Genomic DNA, 18,792 nt, shown 5'->3' on the forward strand with positions numbered 1-18,792 from the left:
ATCTCGGCGAAGTAGTAGAAGTTGTCCGCCGCACGCGGCACGAGCTGCTTGCCGGTCTGCGCGATCACCTGGCCGCAGTCGTTGGTCTCGGTCTGCGCGATCTCGGGCACGTTCCTGGCAATCAGGTCACCCAGCTTGCGGATCAGCTTCGCGCGCTCGGGCGCGGGCATGCCGGCCCACTTCGGAAAGGCTTCCTTCGCGGCCGCGACGGCCGCATTGACTTCGGCTTCGCCGCCTGCGGCGACTTCGGCCAGCACTTCCTGCGTGGCGGGGTTGACGGTCTGGAAGTAGTCGCGGCCCGCAACTTGCTTGCCGTTGATGAGATGGTCGATTTGCATTGGATTCAATCCGGTTGATTTGGCAGACCCAATCGGGGGCACCCGCGGAACCGGCTTTGCCGGGCCGCAAGGGTGCGCCCCCTTGAGGGGGTGCAGAGCCACACGAAGTGGGCGAGGCTGGGGGTGGGCTTCATGCCGCGGCGATGGTGTTGACCAACGCGCCGATGTGTTCGATCTCGGTGACGATCACGTCGCCCGGCCGGCAATCCACGACGCCATCGGGCGTGCCCGTGAGAATCAGGTCACCTGGCGACAGCGTCATGAAGCTGCTGAAGTACTCGATGAGGAAGGGCGCATCGAAGATCATGTCCTTCGTGTTGCCCGACTGCGTGACCTTGCCGTTGACCGTGGTCGAAAGCGCGAGCGACATCGGGTCAGGCACGTCCTTGGCGTCCACCAGCCACGGGCCGATCGGCGTGCAGGTGTCGCGGTTCTTCACGCGCAGGTTGGGGCGATACCAGTTCTCGAGGTAGTCGCGGATCGCGTAGTCGTTGGCGACCGTGTAGCCGCCGATGAAGTCATAGGCGTCGTCGCGCTTGACCTTGCGCGCGGTCTTGCCGACCACGATCACGAGTTCGCACTCGTAGTGCATGAACTGCACGTCGGACGGGCGATAGGTCAGCTGGCGGTGGCCGATGAGCGTGCTTTCGCCCTTCACGAACACCAGCGGTTCTTCCGGCGCCTTGAATTCGAGTTCCTTCGCGTGATCCGCATAGTTGAGCCCGAGCGCGAGGATGGTGCGCGGGCGCGGCGTCGGCGCGAGCGGCGGCAGCCAGGTGACCACGTCGAGCGCCACGCGGCGGCCGTCGTCGAGCAGCAATTGGCCGTCGCTTTCGACCGCGTCATGCGCCGTGCCTTCGAAGAGGATGCGTGCGCGCTTCATGCCTGTTCCTTCACGAGCGTGTTGACCAGCGTTTCGAAGCCGGGGGCGCTGATCTCGATGGTGTCTCCGGCGCGTGCGAGCGGCCGGCCGGCATCGCAGCCGAGCATCAGCACGTCGCCATGGGCGAGCGTCATGAATGCGCCGACGTCTTCAAGCAATTGAGAAGCGCTGCGCACAGTCTTCGAGAAATCGACCGACTGGCGCAACTCGCCGTTGATGCGCACTTCGAGCTTGAACTGCGCCGGATCGGCTTCCTCCGCATCGCGCATCGCGGGTCCGATGCCGAGAAAGCCGTCGAGACATTTGTATTTGACCGGCGGGCGGAAGAAGCTCGCGTGCGGGATCGACAGATCGTTCATCAGCACGAAGCCTTCGACGTCGTTGTCCGGACCGATCACCATCGCGATCGTCGCGCCGACCTCCACCGCATCGACCTGCGACGGCACGGTGATCGCACTGCCGCTCGGACTCCAGGTGTTGGCCGTCTTCACGTAGAGGATGGGCGCCTTGGGCGGTGCCTTGTATGGCGCCTGCGTCATCAGCGGCGCAAGCGCCTCGACTTCCGCGTGGAAGTTGAGGAGCACGCCGTAGACCGTGCCTGTGGGAATAAAGCTCATGGTTGCTCCAGTGCAATCAATTCGTCGAGCAGCGCATAGAGATGGGTGAGCTTCTCCTTGCCGAGCGACTCTTCCATCCACTTGTAGTGCGCCTCGATGCTCACCGAGAGCCGCTTCACCAGCTTGCGCCCGTGCGGCGTTGCCTCGATGACGGTGCAGCGCTGGTCTTGCGGATCGCGGCTGCGCGTGATGAGTCCGTCGCGCTCCATGCGTGCGAGCACGCCGGTGAGGCTCGGGCCGAGGATGAACGCCTCGCGCGCCACGCGGCCGGTTTCCACCGCGCCGTGTTCGCCGAGCACGCGCAGCACGCGCCACTGCTGGTCCGACAGCTCATGCTCGCGCAGGCTCGGGCGCGTGTGCGCCATCACGGCTTCGCGCGCCTGCAGAAGCAGGCGCGGCAAATTGCGGTGCGTGAAAGCGGTGCTCATCGTTGTCTCTCGGATTATTTAACATGTTAAATATTAGGCGCAAGGATGCACCCCGGGTTAACCCTGAGTGCTCCGGATTTCTTTGCGGCGCGTGCCGCCGTGTCGTCAGGCGAAAAGCTGGCGGTCGACGAACTTGAGGTCCGACGCGTCGAAGTAGGCCTTGGCCCAATCGCCCGTGGTGCGAAGCGACCATTTCACCGTCTTGGCGGCGAAGTCCTTGGCGGCTGGCGCAGCCGACGTCAGCGGCTCCTTCTGGCCCTTCTTGGCCGCATAGCGATCGAGGAACTGGAAGTGATCGACCAGCGCAATGGCTTCGAGCGCGAACACCGTGGCCACTTCCTCGCCTTGCAGGCAGATCAGGTTGTCGCCATTGCTTTCTTCTCCGCCCAATGCAAGGTTCGACGAGCCGCAATACACCGTCGGGTTGTCGTCGTTGAATGCGCACACCACGAACTTGTGATGAATCTGATGGCCGAGCCCCACGCTGCGCACCTGGTTGAAGGGCGGCGGCAGGATGGTCGAACTCGGCTTTCCGGTCACGAGCACCCCGGTCGTCTTGCCGGGCTCGTAGAGCGCAATGCCCGACGGGTTGTCCGAAATGCCGTAGCTGAAGATCTTCTGGTCCTTGTGCAGCTCGCTCAGCGACGTGTAGACGGGGCTCGTTCCGTTGTCCATCTCCATCACCGCGAACAGCACGCTGGCCTTGCCGCTGGACTTCTTCCCCTCCTGCGCAATGCGGCCCGCGACGGCGTCGAGCACGGAGGTGGCCATTTGCGGCGAATGCGGCGCGAAGCTGATGTCTCCCGCGATCCTGGGCGACAGCTTGAAGTCGAAGTTCTGGCTGGACAGCGGCGATTTCACGAACACCGGGCCGCTCACATCGCCTTCCCACACGGCATCGAAGACCTTCGCGTATTCCCCGGCGACGTTCGCATCGTCGAAGACCAGCACATGGTTCGAGTTGACGTACATCCCGGTCACCGAGAAATTGGTCGACCCGCAAAGGACCTTGCTCGCAGCGCCGCCCGCGACGTCTCGCACCACAAAGACCTTGTCGTGCGCGAACCGCTTGAAATGCCCACGCTTGATGGCCGAGCCGTTCTTCTTCGCCTTGGTGAAGAGCGTCTCGAACTGATCCTCGGGCTTGGACATGGCCTTATCGTGGTGCAGCGCGGCGTCGTCCAGGATCACACGGACCCGTCCGACCTTGGCGAGCGCGAGCAGGCTTTCGATCACGGTCGGCTCATTCAGGTCGTAGGCGAAGACATCGACCGTCAGCTTGCCGTCTGCGAGCACCTCGTCCAACAGATCCATGACGCGACTGCGCGCGGTGAACCCGAGCCACTCGTATTCCTCCTCGAAGGTGTACTGCTGGCCGGCGGCGTTCGAGCCCGAGATCTGGGACGTGTCGAACTGGAGCTCGTTGCCCGCCGGGCGGATCAGCGCCTTCGGCCCGAAGTGATTCAGGAAGCCCTGCGACTGCACGTACCCGCGCGTGAAGCCGAGCTTCAGGCCGTCCAGCTCGAACGGCTGAACCGGAACCTTGACGGCGACGCTGAGCTTCGGGTCCAGCGGCTGCATCGATTGCTTGTCATCCACGTAGCGCGGCGTCACCGTGTATGTGTACATCCCCATGAAAGGCTGCAGCCCCTGATGGATCGACCCCGGCACATGCAGCCAGCGGAACTTCTGGAACGGCGCGTTCAGGCTGGAGCCGGGCGGCTGCTTGGGATCCTGGGCGTGGTCCGGCGGCGACGCGAAGGTCAGCGTGTTGTGCAGGTAATAGGGCGTCTGGCCCTCCGGCTCGACCTCGATCGTGAATCCGACCAGGTCCCTGGTCTTGTTCTCCGGCATGTCGAATGCCAGGAGCGTCTTGGCGTCGCCGATATAGGCCCGGACTGAGAGCCCTGCGGTTTTCTTCGAAACAGAAGCGGTCATCCTCATCTCCACACGTTGGTTGTCGATGTTGGCTGTGCACGGCAATTGCACGCCAAGGCGCGCGCCGCTCCATCATCAATATTGGCGATGACCAAGCGCTGACTCAAGCAGTGGCCGGCGCGGTCCACTCCCGGCTACCAGATGGCGAGAATCATCATCGCCAGTCCCACGATGCTGACCACCCAGATCGCCGTGCGCAGATAGGCGATGCCGGCGTAGTAGACCGGGATGTAGAGCACGCGCGCCCAGAAGAAGATCTCCGCGCCCGTGGCCACCTTCGGACTGGTGGCGCCCGTTGCATGCGCAACCAGGGCGATCGCGGCAAAGAACACGAAGTTCTCCAACGTGTTGCGCGCCGTGCGCTCGGCCCGACCCGCGAACGGCGTGGCCGCGGGCAGGTTCTCGCGATTGCCCAGCGCGATCATGGTGCCGGAGGGCGTCCATCCCTTCACCCGGATCAGGCTCGCGACAAGCAGCGCGAGCCAGGTCAGGATTGCCATGTAGATCACGAGCGCGAGGGTGTGGGTCATTTCGAACTCCTGGTGGGCGCGCCCACGATAGGCGGGAAGGTGGGCCGCCACGCCGGGGTTTGTACCTATCGCCCGCCCGACCGGACGGCCTCCCTACACTCGACCCATGGCCAAGGAAAAAACAATCTACGTCTGCACCGAATGCGGCGGCACGAGCGCCAAGTGGCTCGGCAAATGTCCGAGCTGCGGCGCATGGAACACATTGATCGAACAGGTCGCGGCCCCGGCGGCCGGCGCGGCCAACAACCGCTTCGGCACCCAGTTCGCCTCGCTCGGAGGGGCGGCCGAGCTGGCCACACTTTCTGAAATCGAAGCCGCCGACGTCGCGCGCGCCCCTACCGGCATGGAAGAACTCGACCGCGTGCTCGGCGGCGGCATCGTCGATGGCGGCGTGACGCTGATCGGCGGCGACCCGGGCATCGGCAAATCCACACTTCTGCTGCAGGCGGCCGATGCGCTGCAGAACATGGGCCGCAATGCGCTCTACGTCACCGGCGAGGAAAGCGGGGCGCAGGTCGCGCTGCGCTCGCGGCGACTGGGGCTCGACCGTTCGCAGGTGCAGGTGCTCGCCGAGATCCAGCTCGAAAAGATCATCGCCACGCTCGACGCCACGCGGCCCACCATCGCGGTCATCGATTCGATCCAGACCGTGTACTCGGACCAGCTGACCTCCGCGCCCGGCTCGGTTGCGCAGGTGCGCGAATGCGCGGCGCATCTCACCCGCTTCGCGAAAGCCAGCGGCACGGCCGTGGTCCTCGTCGGCCACGTGACCAAGGAAGGCGCGCTCGCCGGCCCGCGCGTGCTGGAGCACATGGTCGACACCGTGCTGTACTTCGAGGGCGACACGCATTCGAGCTTTCGCCTGGTGCGCGCCATCAAGAACCGCTTCGGCGCGGTCAACGAGATCGGCGTCTTCGCGATGACCGAGCGCGGCCTCAAGGGCGTGACCAACCCGAGCGCCATCTTCCTGAGCCAGCATGCGGAGCCGGTGCCCGGCAGCGTGGTGCTCGTCACCCTCGAAGGCACGCGGCCGATGCTGGTCGAGATCCAGGCGCTGGTCGACAACGGCGGCCCGAGCCCGAGGCGCCTGTCAGTGGGCCTCGACCGCGACCGTCTCGCGATGCTGCTCGCCGTGCTGCACCGGCACGCGGGCGTGGCCTGCATGGACCAGGACGTGTTCGTCAACGCGGTCGGCGGCGTGCGCATCAGCGAACCGGCGGCCGACCTGGCAGTGATGCTCGCGATCACATCGAGCCTGCGCGGCAAGCCGCTGCCCAAAGGCTTCATCGCATTCGGCGAAGTGGGGCTGGCTGGCGAAGTGCGCCCCGCGCCGCGCGGACAGGAGCGTTTGCGCGAAGCGGCCAAGCTGGGCTTCAGCGTGGCGGTGGTGCCCAAGGCCAACGCGCCGAAGAAGGGCGCGAAGGAGATCGAGGGGCTGACGATCCACGCGGTGGAGCGGATCGAGGAGGCGCTGGATATCGTGAGACAGATGCAGTAGCCACGCGAAAGTCACGCACCCAGCGCGTCGACCGCAGCCGCGATCTCCGCAGCATTGGGCAGAGAGCAGAGGTTATTCGGGCTATCCAGCGCTTCGATGTGCCGCCAGGCGATCCTGCCGGCGCGATCGACCAGGAAGTGCCCGACGAGCTGCGTGCCATAGCTGGCCATGATTTCGTTGTCGACCGGCTCCAGTTCAAAGCCGTCCTTGGCATTGAGCGCGGCGTTCGCCGCCATGGGTTGCGTCGGTTCCGGCAACTCGCCGGTCGGGTTGATCCGGGCCGCTTCGAACTCCGCGATGCTCGCGCGCATCGGCCATTGCGGCGGCTCGGTGCTGTCGGGTGACTGGAACGCGGCGCGCGGCACGCCGAAGGCCTCGTGCGTGCGGCACTCGGGGTCGGAGAGGATCAGCAGCGGCGTCGGCCGAAAGCGGTGGTACTGGCGGGCACGCTCCACGGGCGTATTGATCACCGCCACCGTCTTGACCCCGGCCGCACGCAGGGCCGGGTCCTGAGCGGCCAACTGCATCACCTGGCGGCGGCAGAAGGGGCAATGCAGGCCACGGAAGAGGCCGATGAGAAAGGGGCTGCCGCGCAGGTCCGCAAGAGCGACCATGCCCTCCTGGCTCGCTGCGGGCAGCACGAACTCAGGCGCGGGATCGCCCCGTTGCAGGGGGAATAGCGGTGCTCCCATGGGCGACCTCCTTCATCGAGCGGTGCCGGCGAGGCGGTAGACCGTAGCACTTGTCGTGGCGGGGCACAACGTATGGTGCCATCGGCACGACTTCGAGGAATTCCTCGTTCAACCGAACGAGCTGTGGGCGTTGATGGAGGTGGTCAATGCAGAGGTGGGGCGGCGCATGCAGATGGCGACCGATGCGATCCCGTCGGCGCGACAGGCGTTGCACTGAAGCCGGAGTGGGCCCGAATCGCTCGCGTCCGTTCCCCTCCTGCAAGGAGGGGGCGGGGCAGGCCTTGCTCGGGCATCCTCCGAACGTCCTGGTTAACCCACCGGACGCCTGCCCGACACCGCTTGCGGTCCTTCGCGATGTGCCGGGCCGATACGCGACCTTCCCGTGTCCTTCGAACCGGCCGAGTGCCCACCCCTTTCGTCCATTGCAGAGCCTGCTGCAGCCCCTCTGGATCTGAACCTGCCCCTGGTTCATCCGGCCTACCTGCGGCTGCTCGTCACGGCGGCCGCGGCTGAGGGCATCGACCTTGGGCCCTGTCTGGCACCGTTGGGGCTGGAGGCGAGCCAGTTGCAACGGAGTGATGTCCCGATGTCACTGGCCGTCTGGCGCAGCGTCATGCTGAGTCTCGACCGAATGGCATCACGACCCGGGTTGCCTATGCGACTGGGCCGACAGGTGCCGCTGCTGTCACACGGCCCGCTGGCCTACCTGATGGTGAGCTCTGCCGACCTCCGCCAGGCGCTCGAAGGCCTGGTGCGCTTCGCGCCGCTGCGCCTGGCCGTCCTGAATCTCAGGTTGCGCGCCCGCGGCCAGCACGTCGAGCTGCATGTTCGGCCGCTGGTATCGCTCGGCGACGTGGAGCGTTTCACGCTGGAGTTCCTGTTGGCCATGCTTTGCAAGTCGATACGGGACCTGTGCGGTGGTGCGTCCCGTGCTATGAAGCTGCACCTGCCGGGCTCCATGGCCCGCGGAACGCGCATCTGGGCCGAACAGGGCGTCTCGGTCGCAAAGAGCGCGGGCTGGCCCTATTTCTCGTTTCCCGGTTCGCTGGCGGCGATGGCGCTTCCCACGGCCTCGGGGCCGGATCGCCTCCTCGCCTGGCAGGCCTGTGAAGAGGCGGAGCGCCATCGAGGATGGTCGCCCTCGATCAGCTCGCGCATCGAGCAGCTGTTCCGGACCGGACCGTCGACGAACTACAAGCTGGAGCAGGTTGCGGAGCAGCTTGGCATGTCGCGGCGCACGATCGCTCGCCGCCTGAGCGCGGAGCACACCAGCTTCAGTGAACTGGTCGATGCCAGCCGCAGGCAGAGGCTCCTGCGCCGGCTGGCCGATCGGCGATCGAACCCGATCGGGCATTCGCTCACCCTCGCCGAGATCGCCGAAGACCTCGGCTATGCGGACGGCGCCGTCCTCGGCCGGGCCGTGCAGCGCTGGTTCGGCATCAGTCCCAGCGACCTCCAACGCTGGGTCGATGCCGGGTTGGCCCTGCCGGGCGAGACATCCACGTCCGTGTCACCAAAGGCAAAAACGCTGGCACCAGAAGTCGTGGGGCGTCGGCCGAGCCGCCTCTAGAGTGGTTCGGCGCGGATTTGGCAGAGACAAGCCCGCGTTGAATGAACTACTAGCTGGAGACAGAAAGATGAGAAAGACAACCTTGGCAGGTTGTGTCGCGATGGCGTTGCTCGCCGGGTGTGGCGGTGGAAGTTCCTCGAACGTTGCATTGCCCACGACGCCCTCGGCATCGGCCCCGACCGCCGCGCCTGTGTCGACCACCGCGCCGGTCGCGCAGCCCACCGCGCCCGCTGCCACCCCCAACGCCTTGTTCAAGGTCGGTGCGGCCACGGTCAGCGTCGCGCCCGACGCACCGGTGTACGTCGGCGGTTACTCGGATCCCGGCAAGCCCCCGATCCAGGTCAGCAACGACCCGCTCGAGGTTCGCGCCTTCGTGGTCGCCAAGGGCGACAAGGCCGTGGCCTTCGCCGTCGTCGACAGCACCGGCTGGTTCGCCGAGTACCAGGACGCCGACGTCGGCAACGGGCAGTTCGGCTCGCGCGTGGATGCCGCGAAAGCGCTGTCCGTTCGCGGCTTCAACGTCGACCGCTCGGCGGTGATGGTCTCGACCACGCACTCGCACGCGACGCCGACCCTCGTGGGCATCTGGGGGCTCATGGGTCCGGCGAACAAGACCTACCTCAAGAAGGTCCACGATGCGGTGGTGCAGGCGGTGGACACCGCAGCGGCCAACCTCAAGACCTCGGAACTCTGGACTGCCAACGGCGACATCAGCTCCATCATCTGGCAGAACGGCCAGGGCACGGACCATGTCGACGGCTTTGCCGTCGATGCAAGAATGCCCGTCCTTTGGGCGCGCGATCCCGAGACGGGCGCCACGAACGCGCTGTACGTCAACATCCCCAACCACCCGGACGAATTCCGGCCGTTCAACGGTGCGGTCACGCAGGGCTTCTCGGCCGACGTGCCCGGCTATGTCCGCCACCAGATGGACGCCACCATCGGCGGCGTCAGTGTCGTCGGCTCGGGAACCCTGGGCCGGCAGGAATCGCCGGGCACGAACGCCGACTATGCGGAAGTGAGCTACCAGGGGCAGTACGTCCTCAACGCCCTGCGCCTGGCCATGGCCAAGGCGGCGCCGCTGAAGAGCGACACCCTCGGAAGTTCCGAGACCCTGCTGCCCAGCATCACGGTCGGTACCAACCAATACAACCAGGGCCTGCTCAACCTGATGAAGTACAACGCGCCGGCCGCGGGCCTGGGCGGGCCGAGCTGCAATGCGGCGCTGGGCGGCAACTGCTCCGTTCCGCGCGCGCTGACGGCGCCCTGGTGCGTGGGCAATTGCTCGGTCGGCGGCAGCGGGTCGACATCGCTCGGCACCTACACGACGGCGCTGAGAATCGGCCCTCTGCTCTACATCAGCAACCCGGGTGAAGCCTTCGCGGAAGTCAATGACACCGTCCGCGGCGAGGTGCTCGATGCGCAGTCGGTCAATGTCGTAGGACTGGCGGGTGACTTCCTGGGCTACAACTGGTCGCCGAGCGACTACACCACCCTGCAGTTCGGGTCCGGCGACTTCGCGAAGTACAACGTCGGCCCGGACCTGGCGCAACTCACTGCCGATGGCGCCTATGCCAATGCAGCCGCGCTCGGCTTCACGGTCAAGCCCGCCAAGGACGTCGTGAAGGCGGCCTACGACAGCTCGGTGGCCAACCTGCCCGGCATCCAGTTCTATTCGACCCGGATCGCCTCGACGCCGACGAGCATCAGCTTCTATGGCTCCACAGCGCAACCCCAGAGCAACTTCCAGCAGCCGAACCATGTGCTGAGCGCGATCGCCTGGGACTTCGGCGACAACTCCGGCGCTGTCACCTCGAACAGCCAGGATCGCCTGTCCCACGCCTTCACGACACCCGGCTCCTACAAGGTCACGGCCAAGGTCACCGACAGCAACACCGGGAACTCCCGCTCCTGGAGCCAGACGCTCACGATCCTTCCGGCCTTTTCCGTCGCGATCAACGCGGTGGTTTCGGACGTCGACGCGACCAAGACGCAACTGAGTCTGCGGGGCACCGGCGGCCAGGGCCAGTTGCTGGCGGCCCGCTGGAGCTGTCCCGATGGAGAGACGCCTCAGGGCCTGACCGCGGTGTGCAACCGGCTGCCGCGCAACGGCATCGTCGAGGTCACTGCCTGGGATGGCGCGGGCAATTCGGCGATGTCGCAGACGCAGGTGCCTTGAGGAGGTGAGGCCTCGACGCAGGCGGGTGCAGTAGCGCTGGCATACTGCGCGCGTCGCGTCGAAAAAGGGCGCGATCGGGATTGGTCTCCCGTGCAATCTCTGCGGCGAAGGTCGCAGTTCTGTCTGCAAGGTTTTGCGGCCTCGCCGCGTCGTGCCCCCTTATGGCGGCTCGACGGGCGGGCGCGAGCCCGGCCGGTTTCTCGCAAGAGGTTGCCCGGTAGACCAACTCGTCGAGCTGCCGCCCTCGATTGGTCTCGCGGGCGGCGGTTTCTGCAAACCGCAACCTCAGGGAGGCCGAAAAAATGGCCAAGACAGATCGCAAAGGTGGGCGTTCGCCCAACGTTTCCAAGTCCGGCAAGCGCAAAGCGGTCGGGCGCCGACGCTCGACGAATGCCGCGTTCCGGAAGTCAGCGAGGAGGAAGGTCAGCGATGCCGCGCTGCTCGTCGAAGACGAGTTCAACAACTTGCGCGCGGCGCATCGCGCGTACGACTGCGTGCAGAACCTCTTGACGCCCCTCAGCCCGCTGGAAGTGGATGAGTTCCGCATCCACCCGCTCGAGCTGAGCGCATTGATGGAGGTGGTCAATGCGGAGATGGTGCGGCGCATACAGACGGTGACCGATGCGATTGAGTCGGTGCGGGAGGCGTTGCACTGAGAGTCGATTGAAGCCCGGTCGCAACTGGCGACTGGGCTGATCGTTCAACGTTGGTTGGAGCGTCTGCCTGCGGCGCGCTTCGGCCTCCTGTCGGTGCGCGACGAAGCGGCAGTCGCCGTGCGCTGTCGTTGCGTGTTTACCGCTTCAGACTGGGGTGCTGGCATTCGCTTGGGAGTTGTGGATGTCGCAGATGGGGCCCGTTGCGGTCCTCGTGCCCGGCGAAGAGCAGTCGTTCGGCCATGGTGTTCGTTGGCCACATCGCTGGCCGACACACGGGCGTGACGCACCTCATCTAACGGACCGGAGCACTGGCCAAGTGCCTATTGCCGCGCGGTCGCGAACGCGATGGGGCACCTTGATGTGAAGGGACGGATGCGGGACTCCTCCAGTGCGGGAAGCCATACGGTCCGGACCGCACTGGAGACGGAGGCTGACCGCTATGCGTCTATACCTGCCTGGTGGTGTGCTACGTACTGAGCTTGCTCACCTAAGGAAACCCTAGAATCGACACCTTGGCACCAGCCTCAAATCGACGACAACAACAGCAGGAGACCAGCATGTTCCGTCGCAGTGGTTTGACCCTCGGCGCGCTGGCCCTTTGCGCCACCGCCGCGCATGCACAGTCCGTCTATCCCAACAAACCCATTCACCTGCTCGTGCCTTTTGCGCCGGGTGGCACCACCGACCTGATCGCGCGTATCGTGGCCGGCCCGCTGGGCCGAGAGCTGGGCCAACCCATAGTGGTGGATAACAAGGGCGGTGGCGGCGGCAGCATCGGTGCGGCCGAGACGGCGCGCGCAACGCCCGACGGCTACAACCTCGGTGTGGCTACCGTGTCCACTACGGCAACCAATCCAGCGATCAACCCAAAGATCCCGTACAACGTCGCCACGGACTTCACGCCCATCATCAATATCGCGGCCACGCCCAACGTGATCGCAGCCAACACCAAGCTCCCCTTTCACGACTACAAGGGCTTCCTCGCCGCTGTGAAGAGCGAGCCTGGCAAGTACACCTATGCCACGCCGGGCACCGGCAGCATCACGCACCTGATGATGGAGATGTTCAAGCTCTCCACCCACACCGAAATCGTGCACGTGCCCTACCGCGGCTCGGGCCCCGCGCTCAACGATGCAGTAGCCGGCCAGGTGCCGTTGATCTTCGACAACCTGCCCTTGTCCTTGCCCTTCATCAAGGACAAGCGCCTCATCGCCCTGGTCGTGGCCGCGCCGAACCGCTTGCCCAGCATGCCGGACGTGCCCACCTTCAAGGAGGTGGGCCTGGAAGAAGTGAACCGCATGGCCTACTACGGCCTCGTGGGCCCCAAGGGCCTGCCCAAGGACATTGTTGACAAGATCAACGCCGCAACGCGCAAGGTACTGCAGGACCCCGCCATCCGCAAACGCATCGAGGAGACGGATTCCATCATCATGGCCGACACGCCCGAGGCTTTCGCCAAGCAGATGCAGGAAGAGCTCGCGGTCTACAAGAACGTGGTCGTCAAGCAGAAGCTCACTCTAGACTGATGCGCAGCGCCGCGAGGGCGGCCTGGTTGCGGACGGAGAACTCCTCCCAGAAGCAGTCGTTTGCGCCATCTGCCCCGCACGGTGTTCAGCAAAAGTCAGACCTATTCGGGACGTGCTCGCAGCACCTCGTCAAAAAGCTGGAGCAGGTGCCGCGCGAACATGTCCATGTTCGTCGCGCGCTCGACACCCCCTGTTTCGATGGTCTTAGCCACGGACGTCGCGCCGACGACCGCGAGACACACTCGACCGGGTGGGTCCCCATACGGACTGCCGGACGGGCCTGAAGCACCACTTTCGCTGAGACCCCAGGTTGCGCGGTGACTATCGCGGATCCGCCCAGCGACAAGCAGGGCGTAGGGCTCGGTTTCACCACGCATGCCCGCGAGGTCGGCCGCGGTCAGGCCTAAAAGTGCCCGGCCAGCTCGCCTCGAATAGACGACGGCACCTCCGAGGTAGAACGCGGATGCCCCGGGTATCGCAAGAAGCGATGCGGACACGAGCCCTCCTGCAGAAGATTCAACGACCGCGACCGACTCTCCCCGCCTGCGCAAACATGCACCCACGCGTTCCGCGAGAACTGCCAGTGCTGGAAGGTCGCCCCCAAGAGATGTATTCATGGCTATGCCTGCGAACTGAATACATGCTACCGACCTATTCGTTGGGCGGTGGCCTCCAACGTCTGCAGTTGGCCCGACAGTAGCCTGTTGCGTTCGCCGGAGCTTCGGACCCTGAGCGGTCTCTTGCATCGTCCTAAGCTGACGGTCAGTCAGCGATGGCCAGCACCCCGCTTGTCCCCAATAGGCGATAGGCTAGAACAATTTGCTCCGCAACAACGACTAAAGGAGACGGCAGCATGGAACACCTCTATCGTGTAATCACAGCAGTGCTGACCGCGTGGGTCGCCAGCGCGGCAGCCCAGAATCACGACGTGCCGCAGATCCCGTTCGACTCGGTGCCCAACCCGATTCAAATGCCCAAGGACATGTACCTGGGCGAGGTCAGCGGGGTGGCGCTCAATTCCAAGGGCCACATCTTCGTGCTCAGCCGCGGCAACACCTCGGGGCCGGCGTATGCAGCGGCTGCCACGCAGCTGATGGAGTTCGACGCCAAGGGCAAGTTCGTCCGTGAGATCGGCAAGAACCTGTATGCGTGGTCTTTCGCCCACATGGTGCGGGTGGACAAGGACGATAACGTATGGGTCACCGACAAGGGCTCGGACATGGTCATCAGCTTCGATCCGGCCGGCCACGTGCGTATGGTGTTCGGCCGCAAGCAGGAGGCCTCGGACAAGGAGACCGGTCCGCTGGAACACCCCAATCCGCCGCTCGCGCCTGACGTCGGCCGTTTCCGCCAGGTCACCGACATGGCCTGGGACCCTCAGGGGAATGTCTATATCAGCGATGGCTACATCAACTCGCGCGTGGCCAAGGCCGACAGGGACGGCAACTGGCTGATGTCGTGGGGCGAGCGCGGCAACAAGCCGGGCGAGCTGCACACGCCGCACAGCATCGCCGCCGACGCCGCCGGCAACATCTACGTGGCTGACCGCGGCAACCGGCGCATTCAGGTGTTCGATGGCGAGGGCAAGGTGCTGCGCATCATCAAGATTGATGTGCCGGTCGACCCCGGTGCGCGCCCCGCCATCGGCAGCAAGCCGGATCTGTCGAAGATCGACGACCCCAGCGTGGTCAACCAGTTGATGATGCCTGGCTCGCCCTGGGTGTTGTGTATCACGCCGCCGGTGGCGGGCAAGCCGCAGACGCTGTTCGCGTCCGATGCCTTTCCCGGCCGCATCTACAAGATGACGCTGGACGGCCTGGTGCTGGGCGTGCTGGGCGAATCTGGCAAACAACTGAAGCAGTTCGGCTGGATCCACGGCATGGCCTGCCCCAACGAGAATACGCTGTACGTGGGTGAGTTGCTGAACTGGCGCGTCCAGAAGCTGTTGCTGCATCCTCTCGCTGCCAAATGAACACGGTCGGCGTCGCGCGCCGGCGCGTCAGCCTGTTGCAGGGAGTCAAACGGCAGCGGCGGATAGCGACGCGCTGGAGGAAATGCGGTTGTTCTACGTTGGGGCGGCACGCGCGACGTCGCGGCTCATCGTTGCCAACGCGGTGCCGAACCAAGACCCTGCGCCGCCATCAAGGCAAGCGCACTTCCGCCGTTGCCAGAGAAGCACGGTCATCGGCCCCTCCCACAATCAGCACATTCCCGTTCGTCAGCAGCGTCGCGGTATGGAAGTACCGCGGCTGAATCATCGCCCCGGTGCGGGTCCACTGCCCACTCGCAGCGTCGTACACCTCCGTCGAAGCCAGCGTGGTGCCGCTGCTGTCGTATCCCCCCGCACTCAGCACCCTGCCATCGTCCAACAACGTCGCCGTGGCGCCGGTGCGGCCGGCGCTCATCGCGCCGGTGGCCGTCCAGGCACCCGTGGCGGGGTCGTAGCGTTCCGCCGTCGCGAGAGAGCCGCCGCCAGCGGCGCCGCCGTTTCCTCCGGTCACCAGCACCGTGCCGTCCGGCAGCAGGGTCGCGGTATGCGTCAGCCGGGCGGCAATCATCGCCGCGGTGGCGGTCCACTGGCCGGTGGCAGGCTGGTAGACCTCCGCCGCCGCGAGCGGGCTGCCGTTGGTTCCGCCCGCCACCAGCACCCGGCCATCCGGCAGCAAGGTCGCGGTGAACACGCTGCGAGCGGCGTTCATGGTGCCGGTGGCCGTCCACTGGCCGGTGGCTGGATCGAACAGTTCCGCCGAGGCGAGGAAGCTGCCGCTGGTTCCGCCCGCGACCAGCACCCGGCCGTCCGCCAGCAGCGTCGCGGTGTGGCCGCTGCGGGCTACGCTCATGGCGCCCGCCGAAGACCACTGGCCGGTGGCGGGGTTGTAAATCTCCGCGGACGAGCGGAAGGCGCCGCCGAGATCCTCGCCTCCCGCGACCAGCACGCGGCCATCCTGCAGCAGGGTCGCGGTGTGGAAGAAGCGGGTGGTGCTCATGGAGCCGGTGGTCGTCGGCTGCCCGGTGCCAGGCACGTAGAGCAACGCGCTGGCCAGGGTGTCGATGTCGTTGTAGCCCCCGGCGACAAGCACCTGGCCGGAGTTCAGCAGGGTCGCGGTGTGGTTGGTGCGCGCGCTGCTCATGCCGCCGACCGGTACGCCCGTGCCGGGAAGCACGACCGCGATGCTGACCGTCGCGGAGACCGCGCCCGCCGCGTTGCTGCCGGTCACCGTGTAGTCGGTGGCAGCGCTCGTGCCTTGCGGCGTGCCGGAGATGACCCCGGTGGCGGTGTCGATGCTTAGCCCCAAGGGCAACGATGGCGTCGCGAAGAAGTTGGTGATCGGGCCGCCGGTGCTGCTGGGCAGGTTGGGGGTGATGGGCCTGCCCGTGGCGTACAGGGCATTCGGTTGCTGGTAGCGCAGCGAGCTGGGCGCCACGAGCGGCGGGTCGCGGACTTCGATCTGCAGCACGGCGCTCGTCGAGCCCGCGCTGTTGCTGGCGGTCACCGTGAAGCTGGCCCGCGCGGCGACCCGGCCGGGCGTGCCGGAAATGACGCCGGTCACGGGATCCATCGTCAGCCCGTCGGGCAGCGCTGGCTGCACCGCAAAGCTGCCGACGTCGCCGCCGTCGACGGAGGGGTGGTTCGGCGGGATCGGCTGGCCCGTGATGTAGACGGCATCCTGGTTCTCGAAACTCAGGTTCACCGGGGGCGCTGCCTTGGCCCTGACCTCGATGAGCACGCCTGTCGTCACCGAGCCCACGAAGTTGATGCCGGTGACGGCGTAGCGCGTCGGGGCGGCCACCACCTTCGGCGTGCCGCTGATGACGCCCGTCGTCGTGTCGATCTGAAGCCCGTCGGGCAATGCCGGACGGACGACGTACCGGAGGATCTGGCCACCGCTGCTGCTCGGCACGTTCGGCGTGATCTGGCGACCCAGCGTGTAGACGACGGCATTGCGCTCGTAGTGCAGTCCCGCGGGCGGTGAAGTCGTGCCGGGGATGGGGAAGCCGCCGCCACCGCCGCCACAGGCATTGACGCACAGCAGGGCCAGCATGCTCAGGGCCCATGCCAGGAGGCGCATGGCGCCTGGCCACGATGTCGTCTTCATGCCGGCTCTCCTGTCCCTTCAAAGGGGGCGGCAGTATGAGCCGGGGCGCTGGTGGCTGTCCAGCGGTGTGTTTTTGTGCGTACCCACAGCACAAGGGCTGTATATCGAAAATACAGAGTTTGAGCTGTATTTAAAAAATACAAATTACAATGCGTAAAAACGAAATACAGCCTAAGATGCGTAAGTCGTCAATCCCCAGAGGCACCCGTGACCGACTTCACCGTCCGCACCTCGGAGCAGCTCCCGGAACTCCTGCAAGCCTTCCGCAAGCAGGCCGGCCTGACCCAGGCCGAAACCGCGCTGCGGCTGGGCGTGACCCAGCAAACGCTGTCCGCGCTCGAGCGCAACGCCGAGAAGGTGAGTGCCGGCCGGTTGATGCGACTGCTCAGCATCCTGGGCGTCGAGTTGGTGCTGCGCAAGGGCGCGCAGCCTGCGAGCGTGCCTCCGGACCGCGCCGATTCGTCCCGTCCGAACTGGTGAGCCATGGGCCGGCGTTCGCATGCCCGCGAGTTGGGCCTCTGGATGAACGGTGCCCGTGTCGGCACCTGGCGCATCCACCCGCAGCTGGGTGACGTGCTCACCTATGACCCGGAATGGATGGCCTCCGAACAGGGCCGTCCGTTGTCGCTGTCGCTGCCATTCAGGCCCGGCGGGGCTCCGCATCGAGGCGACAAGGTGCGGGCGTATTTCGAGAACCTGCTGCCCGACAGCGAGGCCATCCGCGCGCGCATCGCGCGGCGATACAGCACGGGTTCGACCGATGCCTTCCAGCTGCTGGCGGAGATCGGACGCGACTGCGTGGGCGCCTTGCAGATTCTTCCGCCCGGCAGCGTGCCGGCCGGCATCCAGCCGGTGCAGGCCAAGCCGCTGGACGAGGCTGGCGTCGCGCAATTGCTGCGCAACACGGTGTCGCCGACGCTGCTGGGTCGCGGCGATGAAGATGAAGACTTCCGCATCTCGATCGCCGGCGCGCAGGAGAAAACCGCGCTGCTTCGTTTCGACGGCCAGTGGTGCCTGCCCCACGGCGATACGCCGACCACGCACATCCTCAAGCTTCCCATGGGCCTGATCGGCGGGATGAAGTACGACATGCGCGATTCGGTGGAGAACGAGTGGCTTTGTTCGTTGATCCTGAAGGCCTATGGGTTGCCGGTTGCGGCATGCGAGCCTCTTCGGTTCGATGACGTGAAGGTGCTGTCGGTCGAGCGCTTCGACCGCATGTGGTGGAAGAGCCCTGCTGGAGACAACCGGCTCGTGCGGCTGCCGCAAGAGGACATGTGCCAGGCGAAGGGCGTGCCTCCCATCTCCAAGTACGAAGTCGAAGGCGGTCCGGGTATCGACGCCATCATGGAGGTGCTGGATGGGGCCATCACCCGCGAGGACGATCGACGCGCGTTCTTCGAAGCGCAGATCGTCTTCTGGCTGCTGTGCGCCACCGATGGCCACGCGAAGAACTTCAGCGTGTTCCTGCGCCCCGGGGGGCGGTATCGACTCACGCCTTTGTATGACGTGTTGTCGGCCTATCCGATCCTGGGGGCAGGGCTGGGAAAGCTATCGCCCTTCAAGGCGAAGATGGCCATGGCCGTGCGTTCGAAGAATGCCCATTGGAGGATGCGCGAGATCCAGCGTCGCCATTGGCTCGCGTTGGGCGAACGCCATGGCGTCACGACTGCCGACGGCCGCGCGGCGCAATTCGTGATCGACAGCCTGGTCGAGCGCACGCCGCAGGTGGTCGAATCCGTGCGCACGCAATTGCCCGATGCCTTTCCGCGGGCCGTGGCCGAAAGCATTCTGGAAGGACTTCAGAGTGCCGCGGCAAAGCTTGCCGGGTAAGCGTGCG

General features: G+C 65.7%; 18 protein-coding genes. 9 read left to right on the plus strand and 9 right to left on the minus strand.

Going from position 1 to position 18,792, the window contains the following annotated elements; genetic code table 11:
• The 6 genes from BLW05_RS33765 to BLW05_RS33790 all read right to left on the minus strand — a co-directional run.
• Window positions 1-338, minus strand: a 338-nt coding sequence (locus BLW05_RS33765) for an aldehyde dehydrogenase family protein (protein ID WP_143045012.1), incomplete at its 3' end; no start/stop codon positions are given.
• A 130-nt stretch (window positions 339-468) separates the two neighbouring features.
• A complete protein-coding gene (locus BLW05_RS33770) occupies window positions 469-1,221 on the minus strand; it encodes a fumarylacetoacetate hydrolase family protein (RefSeq protein ID WP_093169056.1) in 753 nt (250 codons plus the stop codon).
• A complete protein-coding gene (locus BLW05_RS33775) occupies window positions 1,218-1,838 on the minus strand; it encodes a fumarylacetoacetate hydrolase family protein (RefSeq protein ID WP_093169058.1) in 621 nt (206 codons plus the stop codon). Before BLW05_RS33775 ends, BLW05_RS33770 begins: the two co-directional genes overlap by 4 nt.
• Window positions 1,835-2,266 (minus strand): homoprotocatechuate degradation operon regulator HpaR, encoded by a 432-nt coding sequence (gene hpaR / locus BLW05_RS33780; RefSeq protein ID WP_093169060.1) that lies wholly within the window; start codon window positions 2,264-2,266, stop codon window positions 1,835-1,837. The genes BLW05_RS33775 and hpaR overlap by 4 nt, the downstream gene beginning before the upstream one ends.
• 105 nt (window positions 2,267-2,371) lie before the next feature.
• The gene (locus tag BLW05_RS33785; protein WP_256330633.1) at window positions 2,372-4,204 is read right to left on the minus strand and encodes a phospholipase D-like domain-containing protein; all 1,833 of its coding nucleotides are present in this window, start codon (window positions 4,202-4,204) and stop codon (window positions 2,372-2,374) included.
• Window positions 4,205-4,338: 134 nt separating this feature from the next.
• The gene (locus BLW05_RS33790; RefSeq protein ID WP_093169062.1) at window positions 4,339-4,734 is read right to left on the minus strand and encodes an MAPEG family protein; all 396 of its coding nucleotides are present in this window, start codon (window positions 4,732-4,734) and stop codon (window positions 4,339-4,341) included.
• 106 nt (window positions 4,735-4,840) lie between these two features.
• Between BLW05_RS33790 and radA the strand changes: the two genes are divergently transcribed.
• Entirely contained in the window at window positions 4,841-6,232 is a 1,392-nt protein-coding gene (gene radA / locus BLW05_RS33795; RefSeq protein WP_093169064.1) for a DNA repair protein RadA, read from the plus strand.
• 11 nt (window positions 6,233-6,243) lie between these two features.
• Here the strand turns inward: radA and BLW05_RS33800 are convergent, their stop codons facing one another.
• Window positions 6,244-6,924, minus strand: a complete 681-nt coding sequence (locus BLW05_RS33800; RefSeq protein WP_093169066.1) for a peroxiredoxin-like family protein — start codon at window positions 6,922-6,924, stop codon at window positions 6,244-6,246.
• A 55-nt stretch (window positions 6,925-6,979) separates the two neighbouring features.
• Between BLW05_RS33800 and BLW05_RS36230 the strand changes: the two genes are divergently transcribed.
• The 5 genes from BLW05_RS36230 (at window position 6,980) to BLW05_RS33820 (ending at window position 12,855) form a co-directional block, all read left to right on the plus strand.
• The gene (locus BLW05_RS36230; protein WP_177142940.1) at window positions 6,980-7,141 is read left to right on the plus strand and encodes a hypothetical protein; all 162 of its coding nucleotides are present in this window, start codon (window positions 6,980-6,982) and stop codon (window positions 7,139-7,141) included.
• A gap of 165 nt (window positions 7,142-7,306) precedes the next feature.
• Complete coding sequence (locus tag BLW05_RS33805; RefSeq protein WP_093169068.1) at window positions 7,307-8,494, plus strand: AraC family transcriptional regulator; 1,188 nt, start codon at window positions 7,307-7,309, stop codon at window positions 8,492-8,494.
• A gap of 67 nt (window positions 8,495-8,561) precedes the next feature.
• The gene (locus BLW05_RS33810) at window positions 8,562-10,673 is read left to right on the plus strand and encodes a PKD domain-containing protein (protein WP_143045013.1); all 2,112 of its coding nucleotides are present in this window, start codon (window positions 8,562-8,564) and stop codon (window positions 10,671-10,673) included.
• A gap of 302 nt (window positions 10,674-10,975) precedes the next feature.
• Entirely contained in the window at window positions 10,976-11,329 is a 354-nt protein-coding gene (locus tag BLW05_RS33815; protein WP_093169073.1) for a hypothetical protein, read from the plus strand.
• Between the two features lie 557 nt (window positions 11,330-11,886).
• Window positions 11,887-12,855, plus strand: a complete 969-nt coding sequence (locus BLW05_RS33820; protein WP_093169075.1) for a tripartite tricarboxylate transporter substrate binding protein BugE — start codon at window positions 11,887-11,889, stop codon at window positions 12,853-12,855.
• Between the two features lie 101 nt (window positions 12,856-12,956).
• On the opposite strand, the gene BLW05_RS33825 is transcribed toward BLW05_RS33820, so the two are convergent.
• Entirely contained in the window at window positions 12,957-13,601 is a 645-nt protein-coding gene (locus tag BLW05_RS33825) for a CinA family protein (RefSeq protein ID WP_371127015.1), read from the minus strand.
• Between the two features lie 107 nt (window positions 13,602-13,708).
• Here BLW05_RS33825 and BLW05_RS33830 point away from each other — a divergent pair, with 107 nt between their 5' ends.
• On the plus strand, window positions 13,709-14,827 hold the full coding sequence (locus tag BLW05_RS33830) for a peptidyl-alpha-hydroxyglycine alpha-amidating lyase family protein (protein WP_093169079.1): 1,119 nt from the start codon (window positions 13,709-13,711) through the stop codon (window positions 14,825-14,827).
• 169 nt (window positions 14,828-14,996) lie between these two features.
• On the opposite strand, the gene BLW05_RS33835 is transcribed toward BLW05_RS33830, so the two are convergent.
• Entirely contained in the window at window positions 14,997-16,952 is a 1,956-nt protein-coding gene (locus tag BLW05_RS33835) for a putative Ig domain-containing protein (RefSeq protein WP_093169080.1), read from the minus strand.
• A gap of 207 nt (window positions 16,953-17,159) precedes the next feature.
• On the opposite strand from BLW05_RS33835, the gene BLW05_RS33840 reads away from it, so the two are divergent.
• Window positions 17,160-17,432, plus strand: coding sequence for a helix-turn-helix transcriptional regulator (locus BLW05_RS33840; protein ID WP_093169082.1), 273 nt, complete (start codon window positions 17,160-17,162; stop codon window positions 17,430-17,432).
• A gap of 3 nt (window positions 17,433-17,435) precedes the next feature.
• Window positions 17,436-18,785 (plus strand): type II toxin-antitoxin system HipA family toxin, encoded by a 1,350-nt coding sequence (locus tag BLW05_RS33845; protein ID WP_093169084.1) that lies wholly within the window; start codon window positions 17,436-17,438, stop codon window positions 18,783-18,785.
• The last annotated feature ends 7 nt before the right edge of the window (window positions 18,786-18,792 follow it).

It is taken from the genome of Variovorax sp. YR216 (assembly GCF_900107745.1).
Lineage (GTDB): Bacteria > Pseudomonadota > Gammaproteobacteria > Burkholderiales > Burkholderiaceae_C > Variovorax.

What these genes read in the sequence shown, in the direction of transcription:
- BLW05_RS33770 (WP_093169056.1), bottom strand. Translation starts at nt 1,221, where the DNA reads ATGAAGCGCGCACGCATCCTCTTCGAAGGCACGGCGCATGACGCGGTC.
- BLW05_RS33775 (WP_093169058.1), bottom strand. Translation starts at nt 1,838, where the DNA reads ATGAGCTTTATTCCCACAGGCACGGTCTACGGCGTGCTCCTCAACTTC.
- hpaR (WP_093169060.1), bottom strand. Translation starts at nt 2,266, where the DNA reads ATGAGCACCGCTTTCACGCACCGCAATTTGCCGCGCCTGCTTCTGCAG.
- BLW05_RS33785 (WP_256330633.1), bottom strand. Translation starts at nt 4,204, where the DNA reads ATGACCGCTTCTGTTTCGAAGAAAACCGCAGGGCTCTCAGTCCGGGCC.
- BLW05_RS33790 (WP_093169062.1), bottom strand. Translation starts at nt 4,734, where the DNA reads ATGACCCACACCCTCGCGCTCGTGATCTACATGGCAATCCTGACCTGG.
- radA (WP_093169064.1), top strand. Translation starts at nt 4,841, where the DNA reads ATGGCCAAGGAAAAAACAATCTACGTCTGCACCGAATGCGGCGGCACG.
- BLW05_RS33800 (WP_093169066.1), bottom strand. Translation starts at nt 6,924, where the DNA reads ATGGGAGCACCGCTATTCCCCCTGCAACGGGGCGATCCCGCGCCTGAG.
- BLW05_RS33810 (WP_143045013.1), top strand. Translation starts at nt 8,562, where the DNA reads ATGAGAAAGACAACCTTGGCAGGTTGTGTCGCGATGGCGTTGCTCGCC.
- BLW05_RS33815 (WP_093169073.1), top strand. Translation starts at nt 10,976, where the DNA reads ATGGCCAAGACAGATCGCAAAGGTGGGCGTTCGCCCAACGTTTCCAAG.
- BLW05_RS33820 (WP_093169075.1), top strand. Translation starts at nt 11,887, where the DNA reads ATGTTCCGTCGCAGTGGTTTGACCCTCGGCGCGCTGGCCCTTTGCGCC.
- BLW05_RS33825 (WP_371127015.1), bottom strand. Translation starts at nt 13,601, where the DNA reads ATGCAAGAGACCGCTCAGGGTCCGAAGCTCCGGCGAACGCAACAGGCT.
- BLW05_RS33830 (WP_093169079.1), top strand. Translation starts at nt 13,709, where the DNA reads ATGGAACACCTCTATCGTGTAATCACAGCAGTGCTGACCGCGTGGGTC.
- BLW05_RS33835 (WP_093169080.1), bottom strand. Translation starts at nt 16,952, where the DNA reads ATGAAGACGACATCGTGGCCAGGCGCCATGCGCCTCCTGGCATGGGCC.
- BLW05_RS33845 (WP_093169084.1), top strand. Translation starts at nt 17,436, where the DNA reads ATGGGCCGGCGTTCGCATGCCCGCGAGTTGGGCCTCTGGATGAACGGT.